Source organism: Streptomyces griseicoloratus (assembly GCF_014534645.1).
GTDB lineage: Bacteria > Actinomycetota > Actinomycetes > Streptomycetales > Streptomycetaceae > Streptomyces > Streptomyces griseicoloratus.
The window spans coordinates 87,606-112,404 of sequence record NZ_JACVQF010000199.1 but is presented as its reverse complement, the minus strand read 5'-3'; the positions used below and the strand labels follow the sequence as shown (position 1 = coordinate 112,404).

At 72.4% G+C, this 24,799-nt stretch carries 23 protein-coding genes and 1 pseudogene; 14 read left to right on the top strand and 10 right to left on the bottom strand.

What is annotated here, in order from left to right; genetic code table 11:
- Nucleotides 1-38: 38 nt before the first annotated feature.
- The gene (xylB, locus tag H0H10_RS19595; protein WP_188182307.1) at nucleotides 39-1,484 is read right to left on the bottom strand and encodes a xylulokinase; all 1,446 of its coding nucleotides are present in this window, start codon (nucleotides 1,482-1,484) and stop codon (nucleotides 39-41) included.
- 183 nt (nucleotides 1,485-1,667) lie between these two features.
- Here xylB and xylA point away from each other — a divergent pair, with 183 nt between their 5' ends.
- Both xylA and H0H10_RS19585 read left to right on the top strand, forming a co-directional pair.
- Nucleotides 1,668-2,831, top strand: a complete 1,164-nt coding sequence (gene xylA / locus H0H10_RS19590; protein ID WP_188182306.1) for a xylose isomerase — start codon at nucleotides 1,668-1,670, stop codon at nucleotides 2,829-2,831.
- Between the two features lie 366 nt (nucleotides 2,832-3,197).
- On the top strand, nucleotides 3,198-3,593 hold the full coding sequence (locus tag H0H10_RS19585) for a VOC family protein (RefSeq protein ID WP_188182305.1): 396 nt from the start codon (nucleotides 3,198-3,200) through the stop codon (nucleotides 3,591-3,593).
- A 129-nt stretch (nucleotides 3,594-3,722) separates the two neighbouring features.
- Here H0H10_RS19585 and H0H10_RS19580 read toward each other — a convergent pair whose 3' ends face one another.
- Complete coding sequence (locus tag H0H10_RS19580; RefSeq protein WP_188182304.1) at nucleotides 3,723-4,121, bottom strand: VOC family protein; 399 nt, start codon at nucleotides 4,119-4,121, stop codon at nucleotides 3,723-3,725.
- Nucleotides 4,122-4,214: 93 nt separating this feature from the next.
- On the opposite strand from H0H10_RS19580, the gene H0H10_RS19575 reads away from it, so the two are divergent.
- From H0H10_RS19575 to H0H10_RS19565, 3 genes and pseudogenes are all read left to right on the top strand, one after another.
- A complete protein-coding gene (locus H0H10_RS19575; protein ID WP_188182303.1) occupies nucleotides 4,215-5,204 on the top strand; it encodes a helix-turn-helix transcriptional regulator in 990 nt (329 codons plus the stop codon).
- A 189-nt stretch (nucleotides 5,205-5,393) separates the two neighbouring features.
- Nucleotides 5,394-5,963: a GNAT family N-acetyltransferase gene (locus H0H10_RS19570; protein WP_188182302.1), complete on the top strand. Its 570-nt coding sequence runs from the start codon at nucleotides 5,394-5,396 to the stop codon at nucleotides 5,961-5,963.
- A gap of 31 nt (nucleotides 5,964-5,994) precedes the next feature.
- Nucleotides 5,995-6,650, top strand: a pseudogene (locus H0H10_RS19565) (transposase); the annotation flags it as partial.
- Between the two features lie 514 nt (nucleotides 6,651-7,164).
- On the opposite strand, the gene H0H10_RS19560 reads toward H0H10_RS19565, so the two are convergent.
- Together H0H10_RS19560 and H0H10_RS19555 are read right to left on the bottom strand one after the other, a co-directional pair.
- On the bottom strand, nucleotides 7,165-8,427 hold the full coding sequence (locus H0H10_RS19560) for an SWF or SNF family helicase (RefSeq protein ID WP_188182301.1): 1,263 nt from the start codon (nucleotides 8,425-8,427) through the stop codon (nucleotides 7,165-7,167).
- Entirely contained in the window at nucleotides 8,424-11,300 is a 2,877-nt protein-coding gene (locus H0H10_RS19555) for an SCO1167/SCO6262 family helicase (protein ID WP_188182476.1), read from the bottom strand. Before H0H10_RS19555 ends, H0H10_RS19560 begins: the two co-directional genes overlap by 4 nt.
- A 261-nt stretch (nucleotides 11,301-11,561) precedes the next feature.
- Between H0H10_RS19555 and H0H10_RS19550 the strand changes: the two genes are divergently transcribed.
- Entirely contained in the window at nucleotides 11,562-11,744 is a 183-nt protein-coding gene (locus H0H10_RS19550) for a tail-anchor membrane protein (RefSeq protein WP_188182300.1), read from the top strand.
- A 4-nt stretch (nucleotides 11,745-11,748) separates the two neighbouring features.
- Here the strand turns inward: H0H10_RS19550 and H0H10_RS19545 are convergent, their stop codons facing one another.
- The 3 genes from H0H10_RS19545 to H0H10_RS19535 form a co-directional block, all read right to left on the bottom strand.
- Nucleotides 11,749-13,140, bottom strand: a complete 1,392-nt coding sequence (locus H0H10_RS19545) for a tannase/feruloyl esterase family alpha/beta hydrolase (RefSeq protein WP_188182299.1) — start codon at nucleotides 13,138-13,140, stop codon at nucleotides 11,749-11,751.
- Nucleotides 13,141-13,368: 228 nt separating this feature from the next.
- Nucleotides 13,369-14,382: a hypothetical protein gene (locus H0H10_RS19540; protein ID WP_188182298.1), complete on the bottom strand. Its 1,014-nt coding sequence runs from the start codon at nucleotides 14,380-14,382 to the stop codon at nucleotides 13,369-13,371.
- A gap of 141 nt (nucleotides 14,383-14,523) precedes the next feature.
- Nucleotides 14,524-14,862, bottom strand: a complete 339-nt coding sequence (locus H0H10_RS19535; protein WP_223180121.1) for a hypothetical protein — start codon at nucleotides 14,860-14,862, stop codon at nucleotides 14,524-14,526.
- 68 nt (nucleotides 14,863-14,930) lie between these two features.
- Here H0H10_RS19535 and H0H10_RS19530 point away from each other — a divergent pair, with 68 nt between their 5' ends.
- Nucleotides 14,931-15,827: an oxygenase MpaB family protein gene (locus H0H10_RS19530; protein ID WP_188182297.1), complete on the top strand. Its 897-nt coding sequence runs from the start codon at nucleotides 14,931-14,933 to the stop codon at nucleotides 15,825-15,827.
- A 68-nt stretch (nucleotides 15,828-15,895) separates the two neighbouring features.
- Here H0H10_RS19530 and H0H10_RS19525 read toward each other — a convergent pair whose 3' ends face one another.
- On the bottom strand, nucleotides 15,896-16,495 hold the full coding sequence (locus H0H10_RS19525) for a class I SAM-dependent methyltransferase (protein ID WP_188182296.1): 600 nt from the start codon (nucleotides 16,493-16,495) through the stop codon (nucleotides 15,896-15,898).
- Between the two features lie 152 nt (nucleotides 16,496-16,647).
- On the opposite strand from H0H10_RS19525, the gene H0H10_RS19520 reads away from it, so the two are divergent.
- From H0H10_RS19520 to H0H10_RS19500, 5 genes are all read left to right on the top strand, one after another.
- Nucleotides 16,648-17,421, top strand: a complete 774-nt coding sequence (locus tag H0H10_RS19520) for an MHYT domain-containing protein (RefSeq protein ID WP_188182295.1) — start codon at nucleotides 16,648-16,650, stop codon at nucleotides 17,419-17,421.
- A 61-nt stretch (nucleotides 17,422-17,482) separates the two neighbouring features.
- The gene (locus tag H0H10_RS19515; protein ID WP_188182294.1) at nucleotides 17,483-20,005 is read left to right on the top strand and encodes a sensor histidine kinase; all 2,523 of its coding nucleotides are present in this window, start codon (nucleotides 17,483-17,485) and stop codon (nucleotides 20,003-20,005) included.
- A complete protein-coding gene (locus H0H10_RS19510; protein ID WP_188182293.1) occupies nucleotides 20,002-20,439 on the top strand; it encodes a roadblock/LC7 domain-containing protein in 438 nt (145 codons plus the stop codon). The genes H0H10_RS19515 and H0H10_RS19510 overlap by 4 nt, the downstream gene beginning before the upstream one ends.
- Before the next feature lie 22 nt (nucleotides 20,440-20,461).
- On the top strand, nucleotides 20,462-20,872 hold the full coding sequence (locus tag H0H10_RS19505) for a DUF742 domain-containing protein (protein WP_188182292.1): 411 nt from the start codon (nucleotides 20,462-20,464) through the stop codon (nucleotides 20,870-20,872).
- A 275-nt stretch (nucleotides 20,873-21,147) separates the two neighbouring features.
- The gene (locus H0H10_RS19500) at nucleotides 21,148-21,753 is read left to right on the top strand and encodes a GTP-binding protein (RefSeq protein ID WP_188182291.1); all 606 of its coding nucleotides are present in this window, start codon (nucleotides 21,148-21,150) and stop codon (nucleotides 21,751-21,753) included.
- A 29-nt stretch (nucleotides 21,754-21,782) separates the two neighbouring features.
- Here H0H10_RS19500 and H0H10_RS19495 read toward each other — a convergent pair whose 3' ends face one another.
- A complete protein-coding gene (locus H0H10_RS19495) occupies nucleotides 21,783-22,211 on the bottom strand; it encodes a PPOX class F420-dependent oxidoreductase (RefSeq protein WP_188182290.1) in 429 nt (142 codons plus the stop codon).
- A 104-nt stretch (nucleotides 22,212-22,315) separates the two neighbouring features.
- On the opposite strand from H0H10_RS19495, the gene H0H10_RS19490 reads away from it, so the two are divergent.
- Together H0H10_RS19490 and H0H10_RS19485 are read left to right on the top strand one after the other, a co-directional pair.
- Nucleotides 22,316-22,729, top strand: a complete 414-nt coding sequence (locus H0H10_RS19490) for a roadblock/LC7 domain-containing protein (RefSeq protein WP_188182289.1) — start codon at nucleotides 22,316-22,318, stop codon at nucleotides 22,727-22,729.
- Nucleotides 22,730-22,865: 136 nt separating this feature from the next.
- Nucleotides 22,866-23,927: a DUF6397 family protein gene (locus H0H10_RS19485; protein WP_223180120.1), complete on the top strand. Its 1,062-nt coding sequence runs from the start codon at nucleotides 22,866-22,868 to the stop codon at nucleotides 23,925-23,927.
- A gap of 1 nt (nucleotide 23,928) precedes the next feature.
- Here H0H10_RS19485 and H0H10_RS19480 read toward each other — a convergent pair whose 3' ends face one another.
- Nucleotides 23,929-24,795: an acyl-CoA thioesterase gene (locus H0H10_RS19480; RefSeq protein ID WP_188182288.1), complete on the bottom strand. Its 867-nt coding sequence runs from the start codon at nucleotides 24,793-24,795 to the stop codon at nucleotides 23,929-23,931.
- Nucleotides 24,796-24,799: the final 4 nt, after the last annotated feature.

Here is a 24,799-nt window from a genome sequence, read left to right as displayed (position 1 = left end):
GCAGCCGTGCAGGGTGTCGTCTCCCACCAGCGCGTCCGTCAGCGTGTGTCCGCGCCCCGCTCCAGCAGCGGGGCCGCGTCGGAGAGTACCCCGGCGATCCTGGTCAGCGTCGCCTGGTCCCGTTCGACCGGGTCGAGCACCGGGCCCGCTGCCGTGTTCCAGCGCCGGGCGACCGCGGCGGGATCCTCCTCGGTCAGCAGGCCGGCCGCCTGGGCCGCCGCGCCGAGGGCGACGAGTTCCCTGGCCTCGGGGATCTGCACCGGGCGTCCCGACAGCCGCCGTACGGTCTGCTGCCATGCCGTCCCGCGCGCACCGCCCCCGATCAGGAACAGGGGCGCGGAGGGATCCGCGTCCGCGTCCAGGACCAGGTCGAGCGCGCCGAGCAGCGAGTGGACGGCGCCGTCGTACGCGGCCTGCAGCAGCTGGCCTGCGGTCGTGTCGTGGCGCAGTCCGTGCAGGAGGCCCGAGGAGTGGGGGAGGTTCGGGGTGCGTTCGCCGTCCAGGTAGGGCAGGAGGGTGACGCCCGTGCCGGGTTCGACGGCCTCGCGGTCCAGGCCCACCAGGGCTGCGACGCGGTCCACGGCGAGCGTGCAGTTCAGGGTGCAGGCCAGCGGCAGCCAGTCGCCGCGCGCGTCGGCGAAGCCCGCCACGGTGCCCGTCGGGTCGGCCGGCCGGTGCTGCGACACCGCGTACACCGTGCCGGAGGTGCCGAGGCTCATCACCGGCACGCCCGGCCGCAGACCGAGCCCCATCGCGGCGGCCGCGTTGTCGCCGGTGCCCGGGGCGACCAGGGTGCCCTTGGAGAACGGCAGGTCGTGGCTGTCGCGTACGGTGCCGGCGACTTCCCCGGGACGTACCACCCGGGGCAGCAGCGCCGGATCGAGCCCCACGCGCGCGAGGATCTCCTCGTCGTACGACTCCGTCCCGGACGCCCACCAGCCGGTACCGGACGCGTCACCGCGGTCGGTGGTCCCCTGACCGGTGAGGCGCCCGGTGAGGTAGTCGTGGGGGAGACGTACGGACCTGGTCGCGCGGACCGACTCCGGCTCGTGCTCGGCCAGCCAGGCCCACTTGGTGATCGTGAAGGAGGCGCTGGGCACACTGCCCGTGCGCTCCGCCCACGTCTTGGGGCCGCCCAGTTCCTCGACCAGCCGGCGGGCCTGCGGCGCGGAGCGCACGTCGTTCCACAGCAGGGCCGGACGCACCGGGTCGCCCTGGGCGTCCAGCGTGACGAGTCCGTGCTGCTGTCCGCCGATCGACACCGCCGCGGCCTCGCGTGCCGCGTCGCCGCACTGGCTCAGGGCCTGGCACAGGGCGTCCCACCACTGGCGCGGGTCGCTCTCGCGGCCTGCTCCGGTGGACACGGTGTGGGGCGCCTGGCCGCTCGCGACGACCCGGCCGGTGGCCGAGTCGACGACCAGCGCCTTCGTGGACTGGGTGGACGTGTCCACGCCGACGACGAGCGGACCCTCGGCTGCTGACATCGGGCTACTCCCTTTTACGCGGCTCTGCGGGGGTTCTGACCTGGGGTTTTGCGGGGCGTCCGGGCCACTGCGAGGTGGACGTCACCTTTTCGGGGACACCCTGTCCCTTCCCAGGGGTGCGTCCGCATATTAATTTGTAAACCGCCATGACGAAATAGGCGCGAGCGAGCAAGGAGCCGTGGAATGAACTACCAGCCCACTCCCGAGGACAAGTTCACGTTCGGTTTGTGGACGGTCGGTTGGCAGGGCAGGGACCCCTTCGGTGATGCCACCCGGGGGGAGCTGGACCCGGAGGAGTCGGTGCGACGGCTGGCCGAGCTGGGCGCGTACGGCGTGACCTTCCACGACGACGACCTGATCCCGTTCGGCTCCTCGGACGCGGAGCGGGAAGCGCGTGTGAAGCGCTTCCGGCAGGCGCTGGACGCCACCGGCATGAAGGTGCCGATGGCGACGACGAACCTGTTCACGCATCCGGTCTTCAAGGACGGCGCGTTCACCGCGAACGACCGGGACGTGCGGCGCTTCGCGCTGCGCAAGACGATCCGCAACATCGACCTGGCCGTGGAACTGGGCGCGAAGGTGTATGTCGCCTGGGGCGGCCGCGAGGGTGCGGAGTCGGGGGCCGCCAAGGACGTGCGGGACGCGCTGGAGCGGATGAAGGAGGCCTTCGATCTGCTGGGCGAGTACGTCACCTCGCAGGGCTACGACCTCAAGTTCGCGATCGAGCCGAAGCCGAACGAGCCGCGCGGCGACATCCTGCTGCCCACGGTGGGCCACGCCCTGGCGTTCATCGAGCGGCTCGAGCGGCCCGAGCTGTACGGGGTGAACCCGGAGGTCGGTCACGAGCAGATGGCCGGGCTGAACTTCCCGCACGGCATCGCGCAGGCGCTGTGGGCGGGCAAGCTGTTCCACATCGACCTCAACGGCCAGTCCGGGATCAAGTACGACCAGGACCTCAGGTTCGGCGCCGGTGACCTCCGGTCCGCGTTCTGGCTGGTGGACCTGCTGGAGTCGGCCGGGTACGCCGGTCCGCGGCACTTCGACTTCAAGCCGCCGCGCACCGAGGACCTGGAGGGTGTCTGGGCGTCCGCCGCGGGCTGCATGCGCAACTACCTGATCCTCAAGGAGCGGGCCGCCGCCTTCCGCGCCGACCCGGCCGTGCGCGAGGCGCTCGCCGCGGCCCGCCTGGACCAGCTCGCCCAGCCCACCGCCCCCGACGGCCTGGCCGGCCTGCTCGCCGACGCGTCCGCCTACGACACCTTCGACGCGGATGCCGCCGCCGCCCGCGGCATGGCCTTCGAGCACCTCGACCAGCTCGCCATGGACCACCTCCTCGGCGCCCGCTGAACCAGGCCCGGGAGGCGACGCTCCGGCCTCGTCCGGGTCACGGACGAGGCCGGAGGGCTTACGCGTTGTATGACAGGAGCTGAGCACTCGTTGCCGCCGCCGGGTGTTTCCCGTGTGGCTGTGCAGGGATGTGCACGGCTGCGCATGTCGGCCGGCCGCGGCTCTGGCTGATGGCGGCTGCCTGTGCCGGGGCAGGCTGCCGCCTCGTCCGTTTTCGCAGCCACCGGTGCCTCACTCGACGGGCAGACCGGTGTGCAGCACGGGTGAAGCCCGATCTCCGCACGTCCTGAATGACGTTCAGGGCGTGCTCAACACCGTGCCTCTCCTGCCCGTACTCTGAGTCCCGTCCGCACTTCTGGGAGAGTCATGACCAGTAGGTTCACCGAATTGGCCGTTGACTGCCACGATCCGGAGAGACTCGCCGCCTTCTGGTGCGAGGTCCTGGACTTCAAGGTGATCGACCGGGGCGAGGGCAAGGTCGAGATCGGCTCCTGGGTACCGACCGTCGAGGATGTCCGGGCCCGCCAGATGGCGCCCACCCTGCTGTTCATCCAGGTACCCGAGGGCAAGTCCGTGAAGAACCGGCTTCACCTCGACGTCAGCCCGATCGACGGCAGCACCGAGGACGAGGTGACCAGGCTGCTCAGCCTCGGGGCCACCAAGACGGATGTCGGCCAAGGCCCAGGCCGAAACTGGGTGGTCATGGCAGACCCGGAGGGCAACGAGTTCTGCGTCCTTCGCACCCTGGCACCGCAGAACTAGGTGTGGTGTCTCGGAAGGTCTGCCGCCGCAGCGCCTGTCCCCTGCCGGTGGCGCTCCTGGACTCGGCGGCCGCGTTCATCGGGAGCCCTGGGATCAGGGCTCCCGCCTGAGCGGCTTTGCGTGGTGTCGTCAGCGTGCGAACTTTGCGATGGCCGCCGGCGTGACGGGGGTGAAGAAGTTGACGAGGTTGCCGTCGGGGTCACGGAGCAGCAGCGACCGGTTGCCCCAGGGCATCGTGGTGGGCTCCTTGACGAAGTCGGTGACGAAGCCGGTCAGGTTCTGGTGAACGCGGTCCACGTCGTCCACGAGGAACTCGGTGATCACGCTGTGGTTGTCCGCCGGGCGGGCAGAGCCCGGGGCGAACAGCGGGACGGTGCTGGTGCCGGCGATCGCGAGGGTGGCGCCCGCGGTGTTGAGTTCGGCGAAGTCGTCGGTGGCCCACGTCGCCCGCGCCCCGGTGGCTCGCTCATAGAACTCGACGAGGCGCGCCACGTCGCTGGTGATGATGCGGATCGAGACGAACTCCATGGGGATCTCCTTGGCTGTGCTGGAGGCGTGCACTGCGCAGGCTAGGAGAGATAGTGGACAGAATCGGTCCTGTATTCGCATTAGGCTGTGCACGTGCCCCGACCCACTGCCCGCGTGCTGACCCTCCTGGAGCTGCTGCAGTCGGGCGGCACCCGGACGGTGGCCGAACTGGCCGACCGGCTCGGCGTCGAAGGGCGCACCGTGCGGCGGTATGTGGAGCAGCTGATCGAGCTGGATATGCCCGTGGAATCGGTGCGCGGCCGCTACGGCGGGTACCGGCTCGCTCCCGGGTACCGCTTGCCTCCGCTCATGCTCAGCGACGACGAGGCGCTGGCCGTGCTGCTCGGCCTGGTCGCCGGCCGCCGAGCAGGGCTGACGACGACGCAGCGCACGGCGAACGAGACGGCATCGGCGAAGATCCGGCGGGTGCTGCCCAAGCACATCGCCCGGCGGCTCGACACACTCCTGGAATCCCTCGCCTTCACGGAACAGCCCGGAGAGTTCGACACCCCGGACGCCGGGGTCCTGCTCACCATCGCCGACGCGGTGCGCCACCGCCGGCCGGTCTCGATCCGCTACACCGACCGCGACGGACGGCGCAGCGAACGCACGCTGCACACGTACGGGATCGTCGCCCATGCGGGCCGGTGGTACGTCACGGGCAAGGACGCCCGGATCGGCGAGGACCGAACCTTCCGGCTCGATCGCATCGCAGACGCGCGGACCCTGCCCGGCTCATTCGAAGCGCCCGAGGGTCCCGGTCCGGCACAGCGCGTGTTGTCAGCGTTCGCCACGGCCGAGTACCGACATGAGGTGACCTTGCGCATCCACGGGACAGTCGAGCAGATCCGCGCCCACCTGCCCGCCAGCGTCGCGAGCGTGGAGGAGCACGAGCCCGCGGCAGGTCAGGACCGGGCGACCGAGCGCTGGCTGCGCGTCGAGCTGCGGGCGGAGCGGCTCGACTGGTTGCCTCCCGTACTCGCCTCACTCGACCGGCCGTTCGTCATCGAGCGCCCCGGTGAACTGCGCGATCTCGTCACCGCGCTCGCCGATCGCCTCGCGTCCTACGCTCGCCAAGCCTGACCGCGAGGAACCGATGTCATGAGACGGCACAACTAGGAGCGTGGGTCAGTAAACAACTCCCGGAATGCCGCGCCTCGTGGTGGAGTGGGGCTGTCGGGCGCTGCTGTTGAAAAGGCGTGGCTGCCCGTCAGTCCGTGATGCGACGATCAGTTCCGCATCCTGATCCACATCCGCATCCCGGAGGTCCGTATGGACGTCACCTCGCTGCTGCCGTTGACCACGCGCCGGTTGTCGCTGCGTCTGTTCACTCCCGGCGACGCCGACGACCTGTACGCCTACCAGAGCCTGCCGAGCGTGGCGCGCTACTTGTACCGGCCGGCGCACACGCGGGAGCGCAGTGAGCAGGTTGCGGCCGAGCGCGCGGCGCACTCGGTTTGGTGCGCCGACGGGGACAAGCTGGCGCTTGCTGTGTGCCGACGCGGTGAGCCCGGCGTCCTGGGCGAGGTGACGCTCACCCTGGCCAATGCCCGCGCCGCCCAGGCCGAGATCGGCTGGACTCTCGACCCACGTCACCAGGGGCACGGCTATGCGACGGAGGCGGCCAAGGCGCTGGCCGGGTTTGCCTTCGACAGGCTGGGCGTGCACCGGCTCTACGCACGGCTGGATGTGGAGAACACCGGGTCTGTGCGGGTCTGTGAGCGCCTCGGGATGCGTCGGGAGGCGCACCTGGTCGAGAACGACCTCGACGGGGATCGCTGGGGCAGCGAGTACATCTACGCGGCGCTGGCCGCGGACATCGGCGGTCAAGCGGGCAGTTGAGCCCGACGCCGCCTCCGACGACAATCCCGACGCCGTGCAGGCCGCCGGAGACAAGGCCGCCGAGGTTGCGCGGCCGAGGGACAAGGCGCAGGCCAACTTCACCGACCCGGACTCCCGGATCATGAAGAACAGCGACGGGGCCTACATCCTGGCTACAACGCCCAAGCCGTCGTGGACGGCGCGCACCAGATCAGCACCGCCGCCGATGTGACGACGAACGCCTCGGACGTGCTGAACTACACCATGATGCTCGACCAGTCCGCCGCGAACTCCGGTAACCATTCCAAGCAGGCGCTGGTCGACGCGGGGTACTGCTCCGAGGCGAACCTCGCGGCCGCGGCCGACCGCAAGAATGAACCCGGCACCGACACGTCCATGGCCACCGGTCGTCTGACTTACGACGAGCAGGTCAGCGCCACACCGCGCGGACGCATCCCACAGGACGCCACGGCCCGTGAGCGCATGGCCCGCAAGCTGCGGACCAAACCCGGCCGCGCCGCCTACAGCCGCCGCAAAGCCATCGCCGAACCCGTATCCGGCCAGATTATGACCTGCCAGGATGGCTGTGAGCTGTTGTGCGGTGGGAACGGGGCCCGTGGCGAAGGGCGACTGCTGGCGGCCTGCCACAATCTCCGCAAGATCTTCCGGCAGGCCGGAACCGCCGGGCCGGCCGCCGCCCGAGCCTGACGGCCCGGACGGAGCCCCTGGACAACGGCCCACCGAGCCCACCACTGCGGCACCAGGCCCGAACAAACGGCCGCGACCGGCCTTCAGCCGATCCACAACCGCTCGTCGGCTGGGCCATGAGCGACCCACGCTCCCAGGCCGCGAACCGGCACCCACGCCCCGTCACTCACCGCGACCGTCATGTTGCCGAGAAGACCTCGGTGACCTTCCGCGGAGGAGCCGGCTCGATGGCGCCGTGAGGCGAGGACGGAGCGGAGAGCGCACCGCCCGTCGGCGGCCTCGCGGCGAGCGCCCGGCCCGCCGCCCCGCAGGGGCTCTTGCAGGTCGACTCCGGGCACCCGGTCGCATTGCGACACCCGGTGCCCGGCCGCTGCCGGACGCGCGAGGCACGGTCGGTGCGAGCGGAGGAGCACTCGGCGTATGCCGGATGGCCTGAGGGCCCGCCCCGGCGCCCGGCCCGCGGCTGCAGCGGAACGGCGTACCGCTCCCGCCCCGGTCACGGTGCCGGATCGGCTCAGAGTTCGTCCGGCGGGAGTGCGGCGGAGGCCAACGCCGTGGCCGGGTCCTGAGACGCCTCCCCGGCGGGCACCCAGTGACCCCGCTCCCTGCGGTACGGCCACCAACAGCCGTCGCGATCCAGGCGGAGCTGGTGCGGCTCGCCGACGACGGTCCACCGGTTGGCCCTCGCCCGCAGGGACGGCCGCTCGTCCTCCTCCCACGCCGCCTCCAGGGCGGCACGCGCGCGTGCGAGCGTGTCGCCTTCGACCGCCCACTCCTGTTCGAGCACGGACAGCGCCGCCCGGCCCCCGAGCCGCCACGCCCGTACCGCCACGTCCAGTGCCTCCCGGTCGCGCCCGGACCCCTCGGCCAGGCGCTCCAGCACAGCGGGTCGGGGAGCACCCGCGGCCAGGCGCACCGCGTCCTCGGCCGCCGTCGGCCCGACTTCCACCGGCTGCTGGTCGTGCCCGGCTCGCAGCGCCGCGGCCAGCAGACGGTACGCCTCCGCCGCGGCCCGGGAGGCCAGGAACGACAACGCGGCCGGATCGGCCACGGGTGCGGGCACCGTTTCCGTGTCCAGGGACGGTGGAACGCCCGGCCCCTCCTGGAGTACGGGCGGGGTGGGCGGCGGAGGCAGGACGTGCCCCGCCGCGTAGGCCTCGGAGGCGTCCACGCCCTCCCGGCAGGGGGCCTGCACCGCGGACGCGCCGCCGTGCGTCTGCAGGGCGTCCATGACCGCGCGTTCGCCCCGTCCACGCATCAGCAGCAGGACGAAGGGGTCCTGGTCCAGCAGCCTCGCCACCTGGTAGCAGAGTGCCGCGGTGTGCCCGCAGTGGTCCCAGGCGCCGCAGTCGCACTCCGGCTCCAGATCGCCCAGGCCGGGCAGCAGCTCGATGCCGGCGGCCGCCGCGTCCTCGACCAGGTGCGGTGGCATCTCACGGTCCAGCAGGGCAGCGACATGACCGGCCCGCTCGACCGCCATGTCGACAAAGCGATCCCATTGCTCGTCGGACAGCTCCTCCAGCAGGACGTCCGCCCGGTGCGCGGTGCCGTCCCGGTCCTGGACGACCGCCGTGAGGCGCCCCGGCCGCACGGACACCGCGCCGACGGCACCCGCGCGTGCCAGCCGGCGGCCCGTCTTCACCTGCGCCGAGTCCAGCGCCGTCTCCTCCAGGGCCTTGAGCCAGGCTCGGCCCCACCAACTCTGTGCGAAGCCCCGCCCGTGCGCGGGCGGCAGCGCGGCGAACGTGCGCTCCGTGTCACCCTCGTAGGCAGTCATCGCAGGCCTCCTCGCAGCTCGACCAGTTCGGCCAGTTCGGCGTCCGACAGTTCCGTGAGCGCGGCCTCGCCGGCCCCCAGTACAGCGTCGGCCAGTTCCCTCTTGCGGTGCAGCAGAGCGGCGATGCGGTCTTCGATCGTCCCCTCGGTCACCAGCCGGTGCACCTGCACGGGCCGGTTCTGGCCGATGCGGTAGGCGCGGTCGGTGGCCTGCGCCTCGACGGCCGGGTTCCACCAGCGGTCGTAGTGCACGACGTGCTCCGCGCGCGTGAGGTTCAGCCCGGTGCCCGCCGCCTTCAACGACAGCAGGAAGACGGGGACCTCGCCGTCCTGGAAGCGCCGCACCATTCTCTCCCGCTCGGTGACGGACGTTCCGCCGTGCAGGAACAGCGAGGCCACACCCCGGGAGGCCAGGTGCTGTTCGAGGAGCCGTGCCATCTGCACGTACTGGGTGAAGACCAGCGCACCCGCGCCCTCGGCGAGGATCACGTCGAGGAGCTCGTCGAGGAGTTCCAGCTTCCCCGAACGGCCCGCGACCTTCGGGCGGTCCTCCTTGAGGAACTGCGCCGGGTGGTTGCAGATCTGCTTCAGGCCCGTCAGCAGCTTCACGATCAGGCCGCGCCGCGCCATGCTGTCGGCGCCGGCGATCTCCGCGAGCGCCTCGCGCACCACGGCCTCGTACAGCGCCGTCTGCTCCTGCGTCAGCGACACGGGGTGGTCGGTCTCGGTCTTCGGCGGCAGTTCGGGCGCGATCCCCGGGTCCGACTTGCGGCGCCGCAACAGGAACGGCCGGACGAGCCGCGCCAGCCGCTCCGCCGCGGCCGGATCCTGGCCGCCCTCGACGGCCTGCGCGTAACGCCTGCGGAAGGTGCCGAGCCGGCCCAGCAGCCCAGGGGTCGCCCAGTCGAGGATCGCCCACAGTTCCGACAGGTTGTTCTCCACCGGCGTGCCGGTGAGCGCCACGCGCGCGCGTGCGCCGATGGAGCGCAGCTGCCGGGCGGTCTCCGAGTACGGGTTCTTCACGTGCTGGGCCTCGTCCGCGACGACCATGCCCCACGGCACGGCGGCCAGCCGGCCCGCGTCCAGGCGCATGGTGCCGTAGGTGGTGAGGACGAACTCGCCGTCGGCCAGGTCCGCGAGATCGCGCCGCGCACCGTGGAAGCGCCGTACGGGCGTGCCGGGCGCGAACCGCTCGATCTCCCGCTGCCAGTTGCCCATCAGGGACGTCGGGCAGACCACGAGGGTGGGCCCGGCGGCCGCCGCGTCGGTCTGCCGGTGCAGGTGCAGGGCGATCAGCGTGATCGTCTTGCCGAGGCCCATGTCGTCGGCGAGACAGCAGCCGAGGCCCAGCGACGTCATGCGGGCCAGCCAGTTCAGGCCGCGCCGCTGGTAGTCGCGCAGGGTGGCGGCGAGGGCGGCGGGCTGGTCGACGGGCTCCTGCGCCTCCGGGTCGGCGAGCCGCTCCCTCAGCGCCGCCAGCCATCCCGTGGCCCGTACCTCGACGCGGTGCCCGTCGACCTCCGTCGAACCCGCCAGGGCCGCGGCGAGCGCGTCGACGGGGGTGACCTTGCGGTCCTGTCGCGCGCGGGCGCGCCGGGCCTCCTCGGGGTCGACCAGCACCCACTGGTCGCGCAGCCGCACCAGGGGGCGGTCGGCCTCGGCGAGGCGGTCCAGCTCCTCGCGCGTGAGCCGCCGGTCGCCGAGCGCGAACCACCAGTTGAAGGCGAGCAGCGCGTCCGCCGACAGGAAGGACGGCCCGCCGTCCGAGAAGACCGGCGCCCCGCGGCCCTGCTCGTCGTCGGACGGCCCGACCTCCGCGCGAGCCGTCAGATCACGGGCCAGCTCCTTCGGCCAGTGCACGTCGACACCCGCGCCGGCGAGTGCCCGGGCGCCTGCTCCGAGGAGCTCGGTGACCTCCTCGTCCGCGAGCTCGACCGCATCCGGCACGGCGGCCGACAACAGGGGCGTGAGCGTGGGCCAGGCGCGCGCCGCACCGCGGAGCGCGAGCAGGGCGTCCATCCGCGCGCGCGTGCCGAAGGCGTCACCCGCGGTATCGGCCCACACGTCTGCCGCGTCCGCGACGAGCGCGGGATCGCCGACACTGTGCACCTGGAGCACGGCCCGGAAGACCGGTACCGACTCCTCGGCGGCCACGGGCGACAGACCGCGCACCTCGACGCGCAGCGACAGCCGTACGCCCGCGTCATGACCCGCGGCGACATCGGCGGCCCATGCCCGCAGCTCGGGCGCGCGCACCGGCTCCCGCACCGCGTAGGCAGGGCTGTCCGCCACCAGTGCGGCGGCGGGAGAGCGGGGGAGCGTGTCGGCGACGGCGTCCAGGAACGCCCGCACCAGCCGCTCCGGGTCGGGCAGGCGCGGCGGCTCGGCATCGTTCACCGGCACGGCGTGCGCCTCGGGCGGCATCGCGGCGGCGAGATGACGGACCCGCTCGATGTCCTCCGCGCTCAGCGGACCGGCGCGCCAGGCGTCGTGGTCGGCCTCGGACAGGCCGGGCAGGAGCAGCCCGCGGGACACGAGATGGAGGGCTTCCACGGCGGCCGCGCCCCAGAACACCGCCGCACGGTGCCCGGAAGCGCAGGCACGCGCGCGCGTGAGAAGCGGCAGCGCCTCCCTCACCGGCAACAGGACCGCGGGCACACTCACCAGCTCGACACCATCGCCGTCGCTCTGGGGCACGACGACCGTCAGCTCTTCGCCGCCGCCCGACGGGACGGCCGGGGGAGCCTCGCCGTCGAGACGCCAGAAGGCGATCCTGCCGGTGCGCGCGGGATCGCCGGGCAGGAAAACCGCGCAGCAGCTGGCGAGTTCGGAGATCTCAGGGGACGTGGCCGGGAGAGTCGTCTGCGCAGCGATGACGTATTCCTCAAATTTGACTAGTGGAGACGGAGTCGCCGAATATACATGATTCCCGGGGTTGTGAGGTGCGGTCGGCTTGTGGCTTGCGTCACTATTCAGGTGAGGCGAGGCCCGTTCCCGGAAGGCGCCGGAGACGGGTCTCAGGGACGCGTAAGGGTCCCGTCTCAGGGGCGTCTCAGGGTCGCGGTACGGAACCGCGGGGAGCGCGGGCCCGTTTTCAGGACAGAGAGCGGCAGTGGCCGCGAAGGAGGCGACACCATGTCGAAGAACGCCAAGATCGCCGCAGGGGGTGTGGCGGCCGGGCTCATCCTGTGGATCTGGCTGCCCTGGTGGGCCGCCCTCCTGATAGTGCTCGGAGTCCCGGCCGCCGCTTATCTCACACTGGACCCCTCGCAGCGGCGCAGGCTTCGCCGTGTGACCCGCAAGGAGCTCGGACGCTGAGGGCCTAACCGCGTGCCGGGACCCCGTCGGTCAGAGTGCAGGAGTCGACCACGTCGCCGTCCGCCGGCCTGCTGACCGTCCGGTCGGCGGGCGGCGGGGTGCCTCGCTCCACCCACCCGGTCAGCGCGTCGAACGCCGACCGGAAGCAGGGCAGGATCGGTCGCAGCCGCTCCGGGTACGTGTCGTACAGCCCGTCCACGTGGGTGCCGCCCTCGACCGTGTAGTAGCGGTGCAGCGCGCCTCGACCGCTCGCATCCACCATGCGGGAGTACACGTCGGAGTCGGCCGACTTGGGCAGCAGCGCGTCCAGATCGCCGTGCAACGTGATGAGCGGCCTGCCGATGCGTCCGGTGAGGGCCACCCGGGCCACGGCCCGGTGGACCGACGCGGGGCGCGCCGCGTACGCGTACGCCGCGTCGGCAGGACACGGCGCCAGGATCTGCTCGAGTGACGACCCGGCCGTCGGGCCCGGGCAGGCGGGATCGTACGACGGGTCGAACTCGGCGCGGTAGATCTTCTGCGTCAGGCCCCAGTAGGCCTTCTCGTGGTACGGCCACAGGAACTCGGAACCGCGGGCGAAGCCCGCCGCGTACAGGTCCTCGTCCCGTGCCGCTCCGAGCGTGCGGGCCACCGCCGGGGGCAGGGAGGTGAGCAGGTTGGGACCGTCGGCGGTCCACAGCGCGCCCTCCCAGTCCACGCCGCCGTCGTACAGCTCCGGGTGGTTCTCCAGCTGCCAGCGGGTGAGGTAGCCGCCGTTGGAGATGCCGGCGACGTACGTGCGGCGCGGCGCGTGGCCGTAGCGCTGGGCCACCGCACGCCGGGCCGCCCGGGTGAGTTCGGTGGTCCGCGTGTTCCACTCGGCGACCGCGTCGCCCGGCCGGCTGCCGTCCCGGTAGAAGTCCGCGCCGCTGTTGCCCTTGTCGGTCGCGGCGTACGCGTACCCCTGGGCCAGGACCCGGTCGGAGATCGCCTTGTCCGTGGCGTACTGCTTGCGGGTGCCGGGCGCTCCCGTGACGACGAGGCCGCCGTTCCAGTGGTCCGGCAGCCGGATCACGAACTGCGCGTCGTGCCGCCAGCCGTGCGTGGAGTTGAAGCGTGATGAGTCCGGGAAGTAGCCGTCGATCTGTATCCCGGGGACGCCGGACGGTGTGCGGGTGGCGGCGGCCGTCAGACCTGCCTGGTCGGCCATGTCGGTGTACGGGGTGCCCGCGAGGCCGGTGGTGGTCAGGTCGCCGAGGCAGGCCGTGCGCTGCAGCTCCGCGCCGGGCACGCGCACGCGTTCCAGACGCGCGCAGTGGCCATCCTCCGCCGCCGCGGCGGCCGGGGCCGGCCCGGCGAGCGCGGCCGCCGTCAGGACGGCGGTCGTCAGGAACGGAACACCACGGGGCAGACGCATAGGGGCCTCCAGGGCACTACGGGGAGTCACGGCGCAGAGTTGCGGCGCAGAGTCACGCGGAGAGCCGCGGCAGAGACGCAGCCGCGGGCTGCCCCATGGTGCGGGCCCGCCCCGACCGCATCCATGGGTTGGAACCACATGGAAGGAAGGCCGGGCATAGGGGTTGAAGACAGCCGGGGAGGCGGGGCTTCGCCACTCGGGCGCCGAACGGGCCTCGGAAAGCCTGCGTCAGCTCGGCCGTACGGCCATCTTGTCGAGGGCCTCCAGCAGCCCGGGAAGCTCGGGCCCCCGGCCCACCGGCAGCACCTCTCCGGGTTCCTCGTCGAGCAGGACGAACGCGATGTCGTCCGTTCTGGCCACGAGCGACCAGCCCGGGCCGTCGGCGCGCAGGGTCCGCGCGTCTCCCGGTGCGAACGACGACCGGACCCGGCCGAGCGGCGGGGGAGTGTCGACATAGGCCCGGGCCTCCGCGAGCACCCGCCGGACCCCGCTGTGCCCCGTGGCCCCGCGCCCGGCCCCGGCGGCCGCCTCCGCACCTGCCTTGGTGCTCTGCTCCCCACTCGCCTCGGCGCCCTGCTCCGTACTCGCCTCGGTGCTCTCCTGCGCACCGGCCTCGGCGCTCTCCTGCCCACCGGCCTCCGGGTGCTCCTGTGCGCCCGCTGCCGAGTCCTCCTCCGCACCTGCCGCCACGCTCCCGCCCGAGCTCTCGGCGGAGCCGGAGCCGTCGTCCGGCAGCGGGAAGTCCGCGTCGTCGACCTGCTCCCGCCACTGGGCCCACTGCACGGCGATCTCGTCGGCCCCCAGACGCCGCTGCGCGGGCCCCCACACCGTGGTGTCCGGCGGCGACAGCGCAGGCCGGTCGGCGGACTCGGGACCGGGGTCGTGGGGCGCGGGGACACCCGGAGCCGCCACGGCCACCGCAAGGGGCCAGCCGGGCAACGCGGCGACGACCGTGCGCTCGTCCGGCGACAGGTCGTACTCCATGCCGCAGTCCCAGGACGCGATGGCGACGGCGACCAGCGAGACGTCGTCGATGACGACGGTCCACCGGGCGCCCTCCCCGTCCTGGCCGAGCACCAGCCCGTAACCGTCGGCCAGCGGCGGGAGGCCGAGCGCCGCGCACGCCTCCGGATAGTCGTCGCCCAGCACGCTCGGGAACTTCGCCGGTGTCAGCAGCACCGCCGTGAGCACATAGAGCGCATCGTCCGCGGCGGCGACGGCGTCCTCGTCCGTCCCGGCCATCCCAGCCTCCCCATCGCTTCGTCCAACGGCGCGCACCCTAGTGCGACCGGAAGGCGGTTGTCACGACTCCTCCTGCCACGGCCGAGCTGCAGTTTTCCGACGGGACGGGACGAAATCGACCACCGGTGAGAGCAGCGCGCGTCACACCGCCGGAAGCCCGAGGAGCACCCGGGCCACGTCCTGCGGCGACTCGTCGCGTTCACGCGCGAGCGCGATCACGGCCCGGCACGCCAGCTCGTTCACCCCGAACGACAGCGCCTCCGGCGACACCCAGCCCGCCGCCTCGTCCATCCGCTCCTGGTCGTCCTCCGCACACGCCGAGACGTAGGTGGCGGCGGCCTCGAAGAGATTGTGCGAGCGTGCCTCCCGCCCCGGCCTTCCCTCCGCCTTCCCCTCCGCCCGCCGGCCGGCGGAGAATCTGCCCCAAGCCTCACGGATCCTGCCGAACAAGGTGACCACGTTCCCCCCTGAGGTTGCCATGGCTGATCGTCCATCTCCTGCTACTCAACGTAGAGTTGAAGCTTCGACGGCAGAAGGGGACGGCCACGGTGAAGCGCTTCGAACGGCTGGAACAGATCCGGCGGATGGACCCCTACCGGGACGCTTCGGAGATCTATCGGCTCGCATCGGCCTACGAGTTCCCGTGGGACTTCACCCGCGCTCTGGAGCTGGCCCTCTACCGCACCTACGCCGTCCCGAGCATCGGCCGACTGCTGGCGGAAACGGGGGAGCTCACGGACCGGACGCAGAAGCGGTACGACGACACGGTGCTGCTCCTCGACGCCGTCGTCGAGCACGGTTTCGGCAGTGAGCAGGGCCGCACGGCGATCCGCCGCGTCAACCGGATGCACCGCAGCTACGACATCGGAAACGACGACATGCGGTACGTCCTCTGCACGTTCGTCGTGATGCCCAAGCGCTGGATCGACGCCTACGGCTGGCGCAGGATGTCCCGCCACGAGACCATCGCCTGCGCCGTCCACTACCGCACGCTGGGACGGCACATGGGCATCAGGGACATCCCGGAGTCCTACGAGGAGTTCGAAGCCTGTCTCGATGCCTACGAGGAGGCCCACTTGGGCTGGGACGAGGGCGCGCGGCGGGTCTCCGACGCCACGCTCGGCCTCATGACCTCCTGGTACCCGCGCCCGCTGGCCCCCCTGTTGCGCACCGCCACGCTCGCCCTGCTCGACGATCACCTCCTGCGGGCCTTCCGCTACGCCCCGCCGAGTCCCGCGACCCGTGCGATCGTGCGCCGCGCGGTACGGCTGCGCGGACGCGCGGTCCGACTGCTGCCCCCGCGGAGCGCCCCGCACCACGCCCGGCAGAACTGGGAGGTCAAGGGCTACCCGAACGGCTACCGGCTGGAGGACCTGGGCACCCGCCCGGTTCCCGGCGTACGGGGCTGCCCTGTGCGGCACGTCGACCTCTCGGCCCACGACTGAACCGGTCGTGCCACCGCGGAGCGCCGGCCCCCTGCGGCGGCGGCCGTCACGGGACAGGGCCGACCGGATCAGCCCTCCCGGACTGCCAGGGCCAGGAACCGGGCGTCCTCGTCGACGTACGACGTCATGCGCCATCCGGAACCGGCCAGCAGCGGGCGCAGGTTGGGCTCGGCACGCAGGTCGTCGGGGGTGATCCGCCGCCCCTGCCGGGCCGCCAGCGCCGCCCTTCCGATCGGGTGGAACAGCGCCAGCACACCACCGGGACGCACGACGCGCGCCAACTCCCGCAGGTTTCCGGCGGGGTCCGGCAGATGTGCGACGAGGCCCGCCGCGAACACGGCGTCGAGCGAGCGCGAACGCAGCGGCAACGCGGTGACGTCGGCCAGCAGCAGCCGTCCGTCACGGTCCCTGCCGGCGCGTACGGCGGCCTGGAGCATGGCAGGCGTCAGATCCGCCCCCACGACCACTCCCGAAGGCCCTACGGCCGCCCGCAGCGGCGGCAGGGCGCGTCCGGTGCCGCAGCCCGCGTCGAGCACGCGGTCCCCCGGGCGCAGACCGAGCTCGGCGACCGCCGCCGCGTAGGCGGGTGCGTCGTCGGGGAACCGGCTGTCCCAGTCGGCGGCACGGGCGGTGAAGAATTCCTGGACGTGTGTGTGGTCGTCGCTCATGTTCCGCATGATCCCTCACCGGCACGGATGACACCTCAGCGCACACGTTCGAGCGGGACGCGATCGTTCCAGCACATCTCTCCGTCATATCCCAGCACCTTTCGAAATGCGCCCCTGTTGTGCGCCCCTGCCCGGACTAGCGTCCCGGGGCCATGGGACACCTGGACCACGCCGCTCTGGGCTGGCTGACCCCCGTGCTGTCGTACGCGATGGCCTGTACGGGCGCCGCCCTCGGACTGCGCTGCACCGTGCGCGCCCTCGGTGCCACCGGACGCTCGCGCCGCAACTGGCTCCTGACCGCGGCATCCGCGATCGGGACGGGCATCTGGACGATGCACTTCGTCGCCATGCTCGGTTTCCGGGTCAGCGGCACCGACATCCGCTACGACGTGCCGCTCACCGTCCTGAGCCTGTTCGTCGCCATGCTCGTCGTCTGCGCCGGCGTCTTCGCGGTCGGCTACGGCCGTGACCGCGGCCGGGCGCTCCTGCTCGGCGGACTCACCACCGGCCTCGGCGTCGCGAGCATGCACTACCTCGGCATGGCGGCCGTGCGGCTGCACGGCGACGTGAGCTACGACCCGGCGCTCGTCGGACTCTCCGTCCTCATCGCCGTCGCCGCCGCCACGGCGGCCCTGTGGGCGGCGCTCAACATCAAGTCGCCGGTCGCGGTCACCCTCGCCTCACTGATCATGGGGGCGGCGGTGAGCAGCATGCACTACACCGGAATGTTCGCGGTGGGCGTGCGCGTCGAGCCGTCCGGCGACGCCCTGCCCGGGGCCACGGCGATGCAGTTCATCTTCCCCCTCGCCGTCGGCCTCGGGTCCTACCTGTTCCTGACCTCGGCCTTCGTCGCGCTGTCGCCGACGGCAGGGGAACGCGAGGCGTCCGCCTCCGCCCAGCAGCCCGTCGAGGGCGCTACCCGCTAGCGGCGGACCGGGCTTCGACGGTCCGGACGCAACCCCCGGACCAGTACCCAGCGAGGAGGCCATGCCTACACCCCGTACGACCCACGCCACAGGCGCCGAGGCGCCGTCCCCGCCACCTGTGCGCGGCCGACGGGCGCACGCCGGACCACCGGCCGACGAGGGCCCGTCGGAGGCCATGGACGCGGCACCGGACCAGGCGCCCACGCGCGCGTGGCGCCGACGTGTCCGGCCCCGCACCGTACGCGCCAAGATCGTCTGCCTGCTGATGGTGCCGGTCGTCTCCCTTCTGGCCCTGTGGGCGTACGCCACCGTCACCACCGCCCAGGACATCTCAGGGCTGCGGCAGGTGCAGCGCGTGGACACCCAGGTCCGGTCTCCCCTGAGCGCCGCCGTCGCCGCGCTGCAGGCAGAGCGCGCGGCCGCGGTGCGCCACGCCACCGACCCGTCGGCGGTGCCGCGCGGCGACTACAAGGAGCTCTCCTCCCGAACGGACGAGGCCGTACGGAAACTGCGGCTCGGAGAGCGCAACACCGTCGCCGACAGCGAGGAAATGCCCGCCGGAGTGGCCCGGCGGCTGGAGCAGTTCGTCAGCGGCGTCGAGCGGCTGGGTCCCCTGCGCAGCGCCGTGCTCGACCGCCGAACGGGCTGGGAGGAGACGTACAGGCAGTACACGACGACCATCTCGGCGGCCTTCGGGGTGGGCGGTGCGCTGAGCGGCATCCAGGACGCCGGTCCGGGTTCCGACGCGCGCGTGCTGGTCGAATTCTCACGGGCGGGCGAGGCGCTGGCCCAGGAGGACGCGGTCCTCGCCGCCGCCCGCCTCGACGGAGGGCTCGACGGTGAGCGGCTGCGGCTGTTCACCGGGGCGGTCGCCACACGCCGCACCCTCACCGAGTCGGCCGTGGCCGACCTGGGCGGACCGGAACGAGCCGCCTGGCAGGCCCTTGCCGCCGACGGCGACTACGCGACCCTGAGCGCCGCCGAGGACAAGTTGCTCTCCGGTGGCCCGGGAGCACGGAACCTCGACACCGCGGCACCCCGGGCCGCCTGGGACCGGGCGCACGCGCGCGTACAGGACGGCATGCGGTCGATCGAACAGGACGCCGGGCGAGGAGTCGCGGACCGGGCCGATCCCTTCACCCGGGGCGTGCTCACCCCGGCCGGGGCCGCAGTCCTCCTCGGCCTCGTCGCGGTCGCCGCCTCGCTCGTCATCTCCGTCCGCATCGGGCGCGGCCTCGTCGTCGAGCTGATCAGCCTGCGCAACAGCGCACTGGAGATCGCCCGGCGCAAACTCCCCGAGGCCATGCGGAGGCTGCGTGCGGGCGAGGAGATCGACATCCGCTCCGAGGCCCCGCCCAAGGCGCCCGCCGAGGACGAGACCGGCCAGGTGGCGGAGGCACTGGGCACCGTGCACCGCGCCGCGCTGCGCGCCGCCGTGGAACGCGCCGAGCTCGCCAGCGGCATCTCCGGAGTCTTCGTCAACCTCGCCCGCCGAAGCCAGATCCTCGTCCACCGCCAGCTGAGCCTCCTGGACAGCATGGAACGCCGCTCCGACGATCCGAACGAGCTGAGCGACCTCTTCCGCCTGGACCACCTCACCACCCGGATGCGGCGCCACGCCGAGAGCCTGATCATCCTCTCCGGCGCGGCACCCGGACGGGCCTGGCGCATGCCGGTCTCCCTGACGAACGTGGTCCGGGCGGCCGTCTCCGAAGTCGAGGACTACGCGCGCGTGGAGGTGCGTCAGCTTCCCGAGGCCTCCGTCACCGGGGCCGCCGTCGCCGACCTCACCCACCTCCTGGCCGAGATCATCGAGAACGCCGCCCAGTTCTCGCCGCCCCACACGCGCGTGCGCGTCACCGGTGAGCCCGTCGGCAACGGCTACGCGGTCGAAGTGGAGGACCGCGGGCTCGGCATGGGCAGGGAGACGCTGGCCGAGGCCAACCGCCGCATCGCCCAGTCCGAGGCGCTCGACCTGTTCGACAGCGACCGGCTCGGTCTGTTCGTGGTGAGCCGGCTCGCGGCCCGGCACGGCATCAAGGTGCACCTGCGGACCTCGCCCTACGGCGGCACCACCGCCGTCGTCCTCCTGCCCACCGCCCTTCTGCACGGTGGTGCTGCGGACCGCGCCACCGGTGAGGCGCAGGAGACACCAGGGACCGAGGAGGCGGTGTACGCGCGCGTGCCGGATCCCGTCCCGCGCCAGGAGACCGTCGCGGCGGCGGCCAACCGGCCGGCTCTGGTGGCACCCGTCCCTGCCGCGGCGGAGAACACCGCGCCGAGCCCACCCCCAGGAGTCCCCGCCTTGCGACTGCACCGGCCCCAGGACGGCTCCCCGGACTCCGACGACCTGCCCCGACGGGTGCGGCAGGCCAGCCTCGCCCCTCAACTACGCGACGGGCGACCCGCGGAGCCCGCCCCCCCTCCGCCCCGCGGCGACGACGACCGCACCCCCGAGCTCGTACGGGACCGCATGGCGGCGTACAGAGACGGCTGGACGCGCGGTGGCGGCAGGCACCCCGGCCGCACGACCCCGCCCGCGCCGACGGCCGGCGGCAACAGCAGCGAAGGAGACCCCGCATGATCCAGGACCCGAGCATGAAGGCCGCCCAGCGGTCCGGCGAACTCGACTGGCTGCTGGACGACCTGGTCGTGCGCGTCGGCGAAGTACGGCACGCCGTGGTGCTGTCGAACGACGGACTCGCGGTGGGCGCGTCGACCGGCCTCGGCCGCGAGGACGCCGAGCACCTGGCCGCGGTCGCCTCCGGATTCCACAGCCTGGCCAAGGGCGCGGGCCGGCACTTCGGCGCCGGGGGCGTGCGCCAGACCATGGTGGAGATGGACGAGGGATTCCTGTTCGTGGCCGCCGCGGGCGACGGCTCCTGCCTCGCCGTCCTCACCGCCGTGACGGCCGACATCGGCCTGGTGGCCTACGAGATGGCACGGCTGGTCAGACGCGTCGGGGAGCACCTCCACACGCCGCCGCGCGCCGCCGCGCGCCCGCCGGCCGCCGGATGACCCGGGAGGGCGGTCCGCACAGATGACCGAGGACATGACGGGCGGCCCGGACCGGCTGGGCAGCCAGTGGTACGACAGCGAGGCCGGTCCGCTGGTCCGCCCGTACGCGATGACGGGTGGACGCACCCGGTCCGGCCCCGCCGGAGTGCGATTCGACCTCATCTCCCTCGTCACGCTGGACCCCGGCGCACCCGGTGCCGACGAGGCCGCGCTGGGACCGGAACACCGGACCCTGATCGACCTGTGCCGCACGGAGACCCAGTCGGTCGCCGAACTCGCGGCGGGCGCCGACCTTCCGGTGGGCGTCGTCAGGGTGCTCCTGGGCGACCTGGTCGAACTCGGCTCCGTCACCGTCAGCCGCCCCGTACCGCCCGCACAGCTGCCCGACGAACGGATCCTGCGCGAAGTGATCGACGGACTGCGCGCGCTGTAGAGGAGGAGGGGAGCAGACAAGACGCCATGTCAGAGATGAACGTTCATGACCGACCGGGCACCCGCCGGGCCCGCTCGCGCACGGTTGAAGGACATCCGCGCGCAGCTGATCGCCCCGATCGAGCACAAAGCGGTCGAACCCCGCGACGGCGTTTGGCAGTTGTCATCATGCAGGCTTCGCGCACGTGCTTCGACGCCCCGCGCGCAGACACCGTGTTCCCGCGGCACGTACGCACGGACGCCGGCCGATGCCCGCACTCCCGAGAGAAGTGATCGATGGTCACCGAGCACTCCGCAGCCACGGACGGCGAGACAGCCGCACTGGCGCTGAAGATCCTGGTCGCCGGAGGGTTCGGCGTGGGAAAGACCACCCTGGTGGGCGCGGTCAGTGAGATCAGGCCGCTGCGCACGGAGGAGCTGCTCAGCGAAGCCGGGCAGTCGGTGGACGATCTCGACGGCGTCGACCAGAAGGTCACCACGACCGTCGCCATGGACTTCGGGCGCATCACCATCCGGTCCGGACTCTCCCTCTACCTCTTCGGCACGCCGGGCCAGGACCGCTTCTGGTTCCTGTGGGACGAGCTGTCACAGGGAGCCCTCGGAGCCGTCGTCCTCGCGGACACGCGGCGCCTGGAGGACTGCTTCCCGGCGGTGGACTACTTCGAGCACCGGCGCATCCCGTTCGTGGTCGCCGTCAACTGCTTCGCGGGCGCACGCCGCTATGGCCCCGAGGACGTCTCGCGCGCCCTCGACCTCGACTCGGGAACGCCCGTGGTGCTGTGCGACGCACGGGAGCGCGACTCGGGCAAGGAGGTGCTGATCCGGCTCGTCGAGTACGCCGGGCGGATGCACACCGCCCGGCTGCTCGACTCCGTGGGCTGACCGGACCGCTCCGCCTCGCGGAGCCGTGCTCAGTCCGCCACGGCCTTCTGCGCCAGGACCTTGTCCACCGTGACACGGACGAGGAGTTCGCCGGGAACGCCGTTGCGGGCCCCGAACTCCTCGGCGCGTTCCTCACCCATGTACCGGGCGCCGATGCGCGCGGCCCAGTGCCGCAGATCGTCCAGGTCCTCCGAGATCCGGGCGCGGCCCTGGAGCACGACGTAGTCGAAGGGCGGCCGGTCGTCGTCCACGCACAGGGCGACCCGCCCGTCACGGGCCAGGTTGCGCCCCTTCACGGTTTCCTTGCCGGTGTTGAACACCACCTCGTCCCCGTCCAGCAGGAACCAGATCGGTGCCACGTGCGGACTGCCGTCCGCGCGGACGGTCGAGAGCTTTCCCGTGCGGGTGCCGTACGAGACGAACGCCCGCCACTCCTCATCGTTCATCTTCTGTGCCATGACCCCATCCTCCTTGCCCGGAGCCCGGGGGTGGGGAAGGCTGGCTGGCAGATCCCCCGGCCAGGGGGAGACAACGCACGGGGACGACACGGGGAGAACGGAACATGGCGCAGAAGCAGGGACTTGGCTGGCTGCTGGACGACCTGACCGAACGCGTCGAACATGTGCGGCACGCGTTGGTCCTGTCCAACGACGGACTGGTGACGGGAGCGAGTACCGGGCTGCGGCGCGAGGACGCGGAGCACCTGGCCGCCGTCTCGTCCGGACTGCACAGCCTGGCCAAGGGCTCGGGCCGCCACTTCGGCGCCGGACAGGTCCGCCAGACGATGGTCGAGTTCGACGACGCCGTGCTGTTCGTGACCGCGGCGGGCTCGGGCAGCTGTCTGTGCGTGCTCAGCGGCGCGGATGCCGACATCGGTCAGATCGCCTACGAGATGACCCTGCTCGTCAACCGGGTCGGCGAACACCTCGACGTCGATGCGCGGCAGCCGGACCGGACCTCGTCCATAGATCTCTGACCTGGGGATTCATGGCCCCGTGGGGTTGGCCGCGGAGTTATCCACAGGTCTGCCACGGATGCCGCGGAAGCGGCTACGGTCTTGTGTCAGGCGGGCGCGGACAGCGCCGGCCCGCACACTCCACGGGGGAGACGTCATGTCCGGCAACTTCATCACGCACCAGACCGAGCGCGGAGCCACGCACCGGGCCGCGGACGGGACCGGGCGGATCACCGCCCTGCACGACCCGCCGGTCGCGCCGAGCCGTGCGGCACGGGAACTGGGCCTGAGGCGCAGCGAGTTCGACATCGCGGTGTACCTCGGACGCATCCGCACCGTACGCGACGAAGGGGGAGGCGGCCGACGCGTCGCCCGGTCCGAGATCGAGCGGATCCGCGCGCAGGAGGGATTCCCCCAGGCACTGCGCGACAGTGCGCGGACCGTGGGCACGACGGAGGGCGCGGCCCTCATGGGGGTGACGAAGGACCGCTTCACCCGCCTCGCACGACTCGGGCTGCTGGTCCCGGTGAATTTCTACCTCAACCGGTACAGGGCCGTCGTCTGGATGTACCTGGCCGAAGAGATCGAGCGGTTCGCGGCCGACGTCGCAAACGCACCGCTGCTCAAGGGCCGTACCCCCGAGGGACTGCGGGACCAGCTGAAGGAGGGACTCGACCTGCGCGCCCGCAACTGGCGGGGCCGGTACCTGGGTTTCCTGCTCGGCCAGGCCGAGGACCCCTGGGCCCGCGCCGCGGCCGTGGCGTCGCTGCTCGATCCGGTAGAGGTCTCGGAGGTCGTCAGGGACCCGTACGAGCGGTCTCACCTCGGCAGGTTCCGCCCGGCCTCACCGTCCCACGGCTCGCCGGGCTCACCGGCCGCGCAGATCGCCGAGGAGATCATGACGGCGGCCGAACCGGACGAGACCGCCCGGCTCCGACGGGAACTGGCCCGCGAGCTGGACACCGCCCGAGAGCAGCGTCCGGCGCCACGGCCGGCCCCCAGGCCACGTGATCACCTCGCCGTGCCGCGCTCGGCTCAGAGGACGCGCGAACACGGGCGGGTGCCGCACCCCGCCGCTGCACGGGAGCCGGGCCCCGCACCGTACTCGGCCCGTCGACCGGCAGCGGCCACGTCCGGCCCGGCGCCGGAGAGGCCGCGGCCCAAGGAGCCCCGGCGCCCGCGCGGCCTGCTGAGCCGGCTGCGGCGCAGAGGCTCGTGACCTACAGAGCCCGGAACAGCCCTTCCTGGACGACGGACACCAGCAGGCGCCCCTCCACGTCGTAGATGCGTCCACGGGCCAGCCCCCGTCCGCCGGTCGCGATCGGTGACTCCTGGTCGTACAGGAACCACTCGTCCGCGCGGAACGGCCGGTGGAACCACATGGCGTGGTCCAGCGACGCCATGTCGAACCCCCGTGGCCCCCACAGGGGCTCCACCGGGATCCGCACGGCGTCCAGAAGGGTCATGTCGCTGGCGTAGGTGAGGGCACAGGTGTGCACGAGCGGGTCGTCGCCGAGCGGTCCCACCGCGCGCATCCACACGGCGCTGCGCGGCTCGGCGTCCGCGACGTCCTCGGCGCTCCAGCGCAGCCGGTCGACATAGCGGATGTCGAAGGGCTGGCGGCGTGCCATCCGCTCCAACTGCTCGGGCAGCGCGCCCAGGTGCTCCCTCACCTCGTCGGCGACCGTCGGCAGGGACTCGGGGGCCGGGACCTTGCGGGCCGGCGGCAGCTGGTGCTCGAAGCTCCCCTGTTCAGGCTTGTGAAAGGAGGCGGTGAGATTGAAGATCGTGCGGCCCTGCTGCACGGCGGTGACCCGGCGGGTGGTGAACGACCGCCCGTCCCGGACCCGTTCGACCTGGTACACGATCGGCACTCCCGGGCGGCCGGGGCGCAGGAAGTACGCGTGCAGCGAGTGCACCGGGCGGTCGCCCTCCGTGGTGCGGCCCGCGGCCACCAGCGCCTGTCCGGCCACCTGGCCGCCGAACACCCGCTGGAGTGACTCCTCGGGGCTGCGGCCACGGAAGATGTTGACCTCGATCTGCTCCAGGTCGAGCAGGTCGACGAGGCTCTCGGCCGGGTTCGTCATCGGT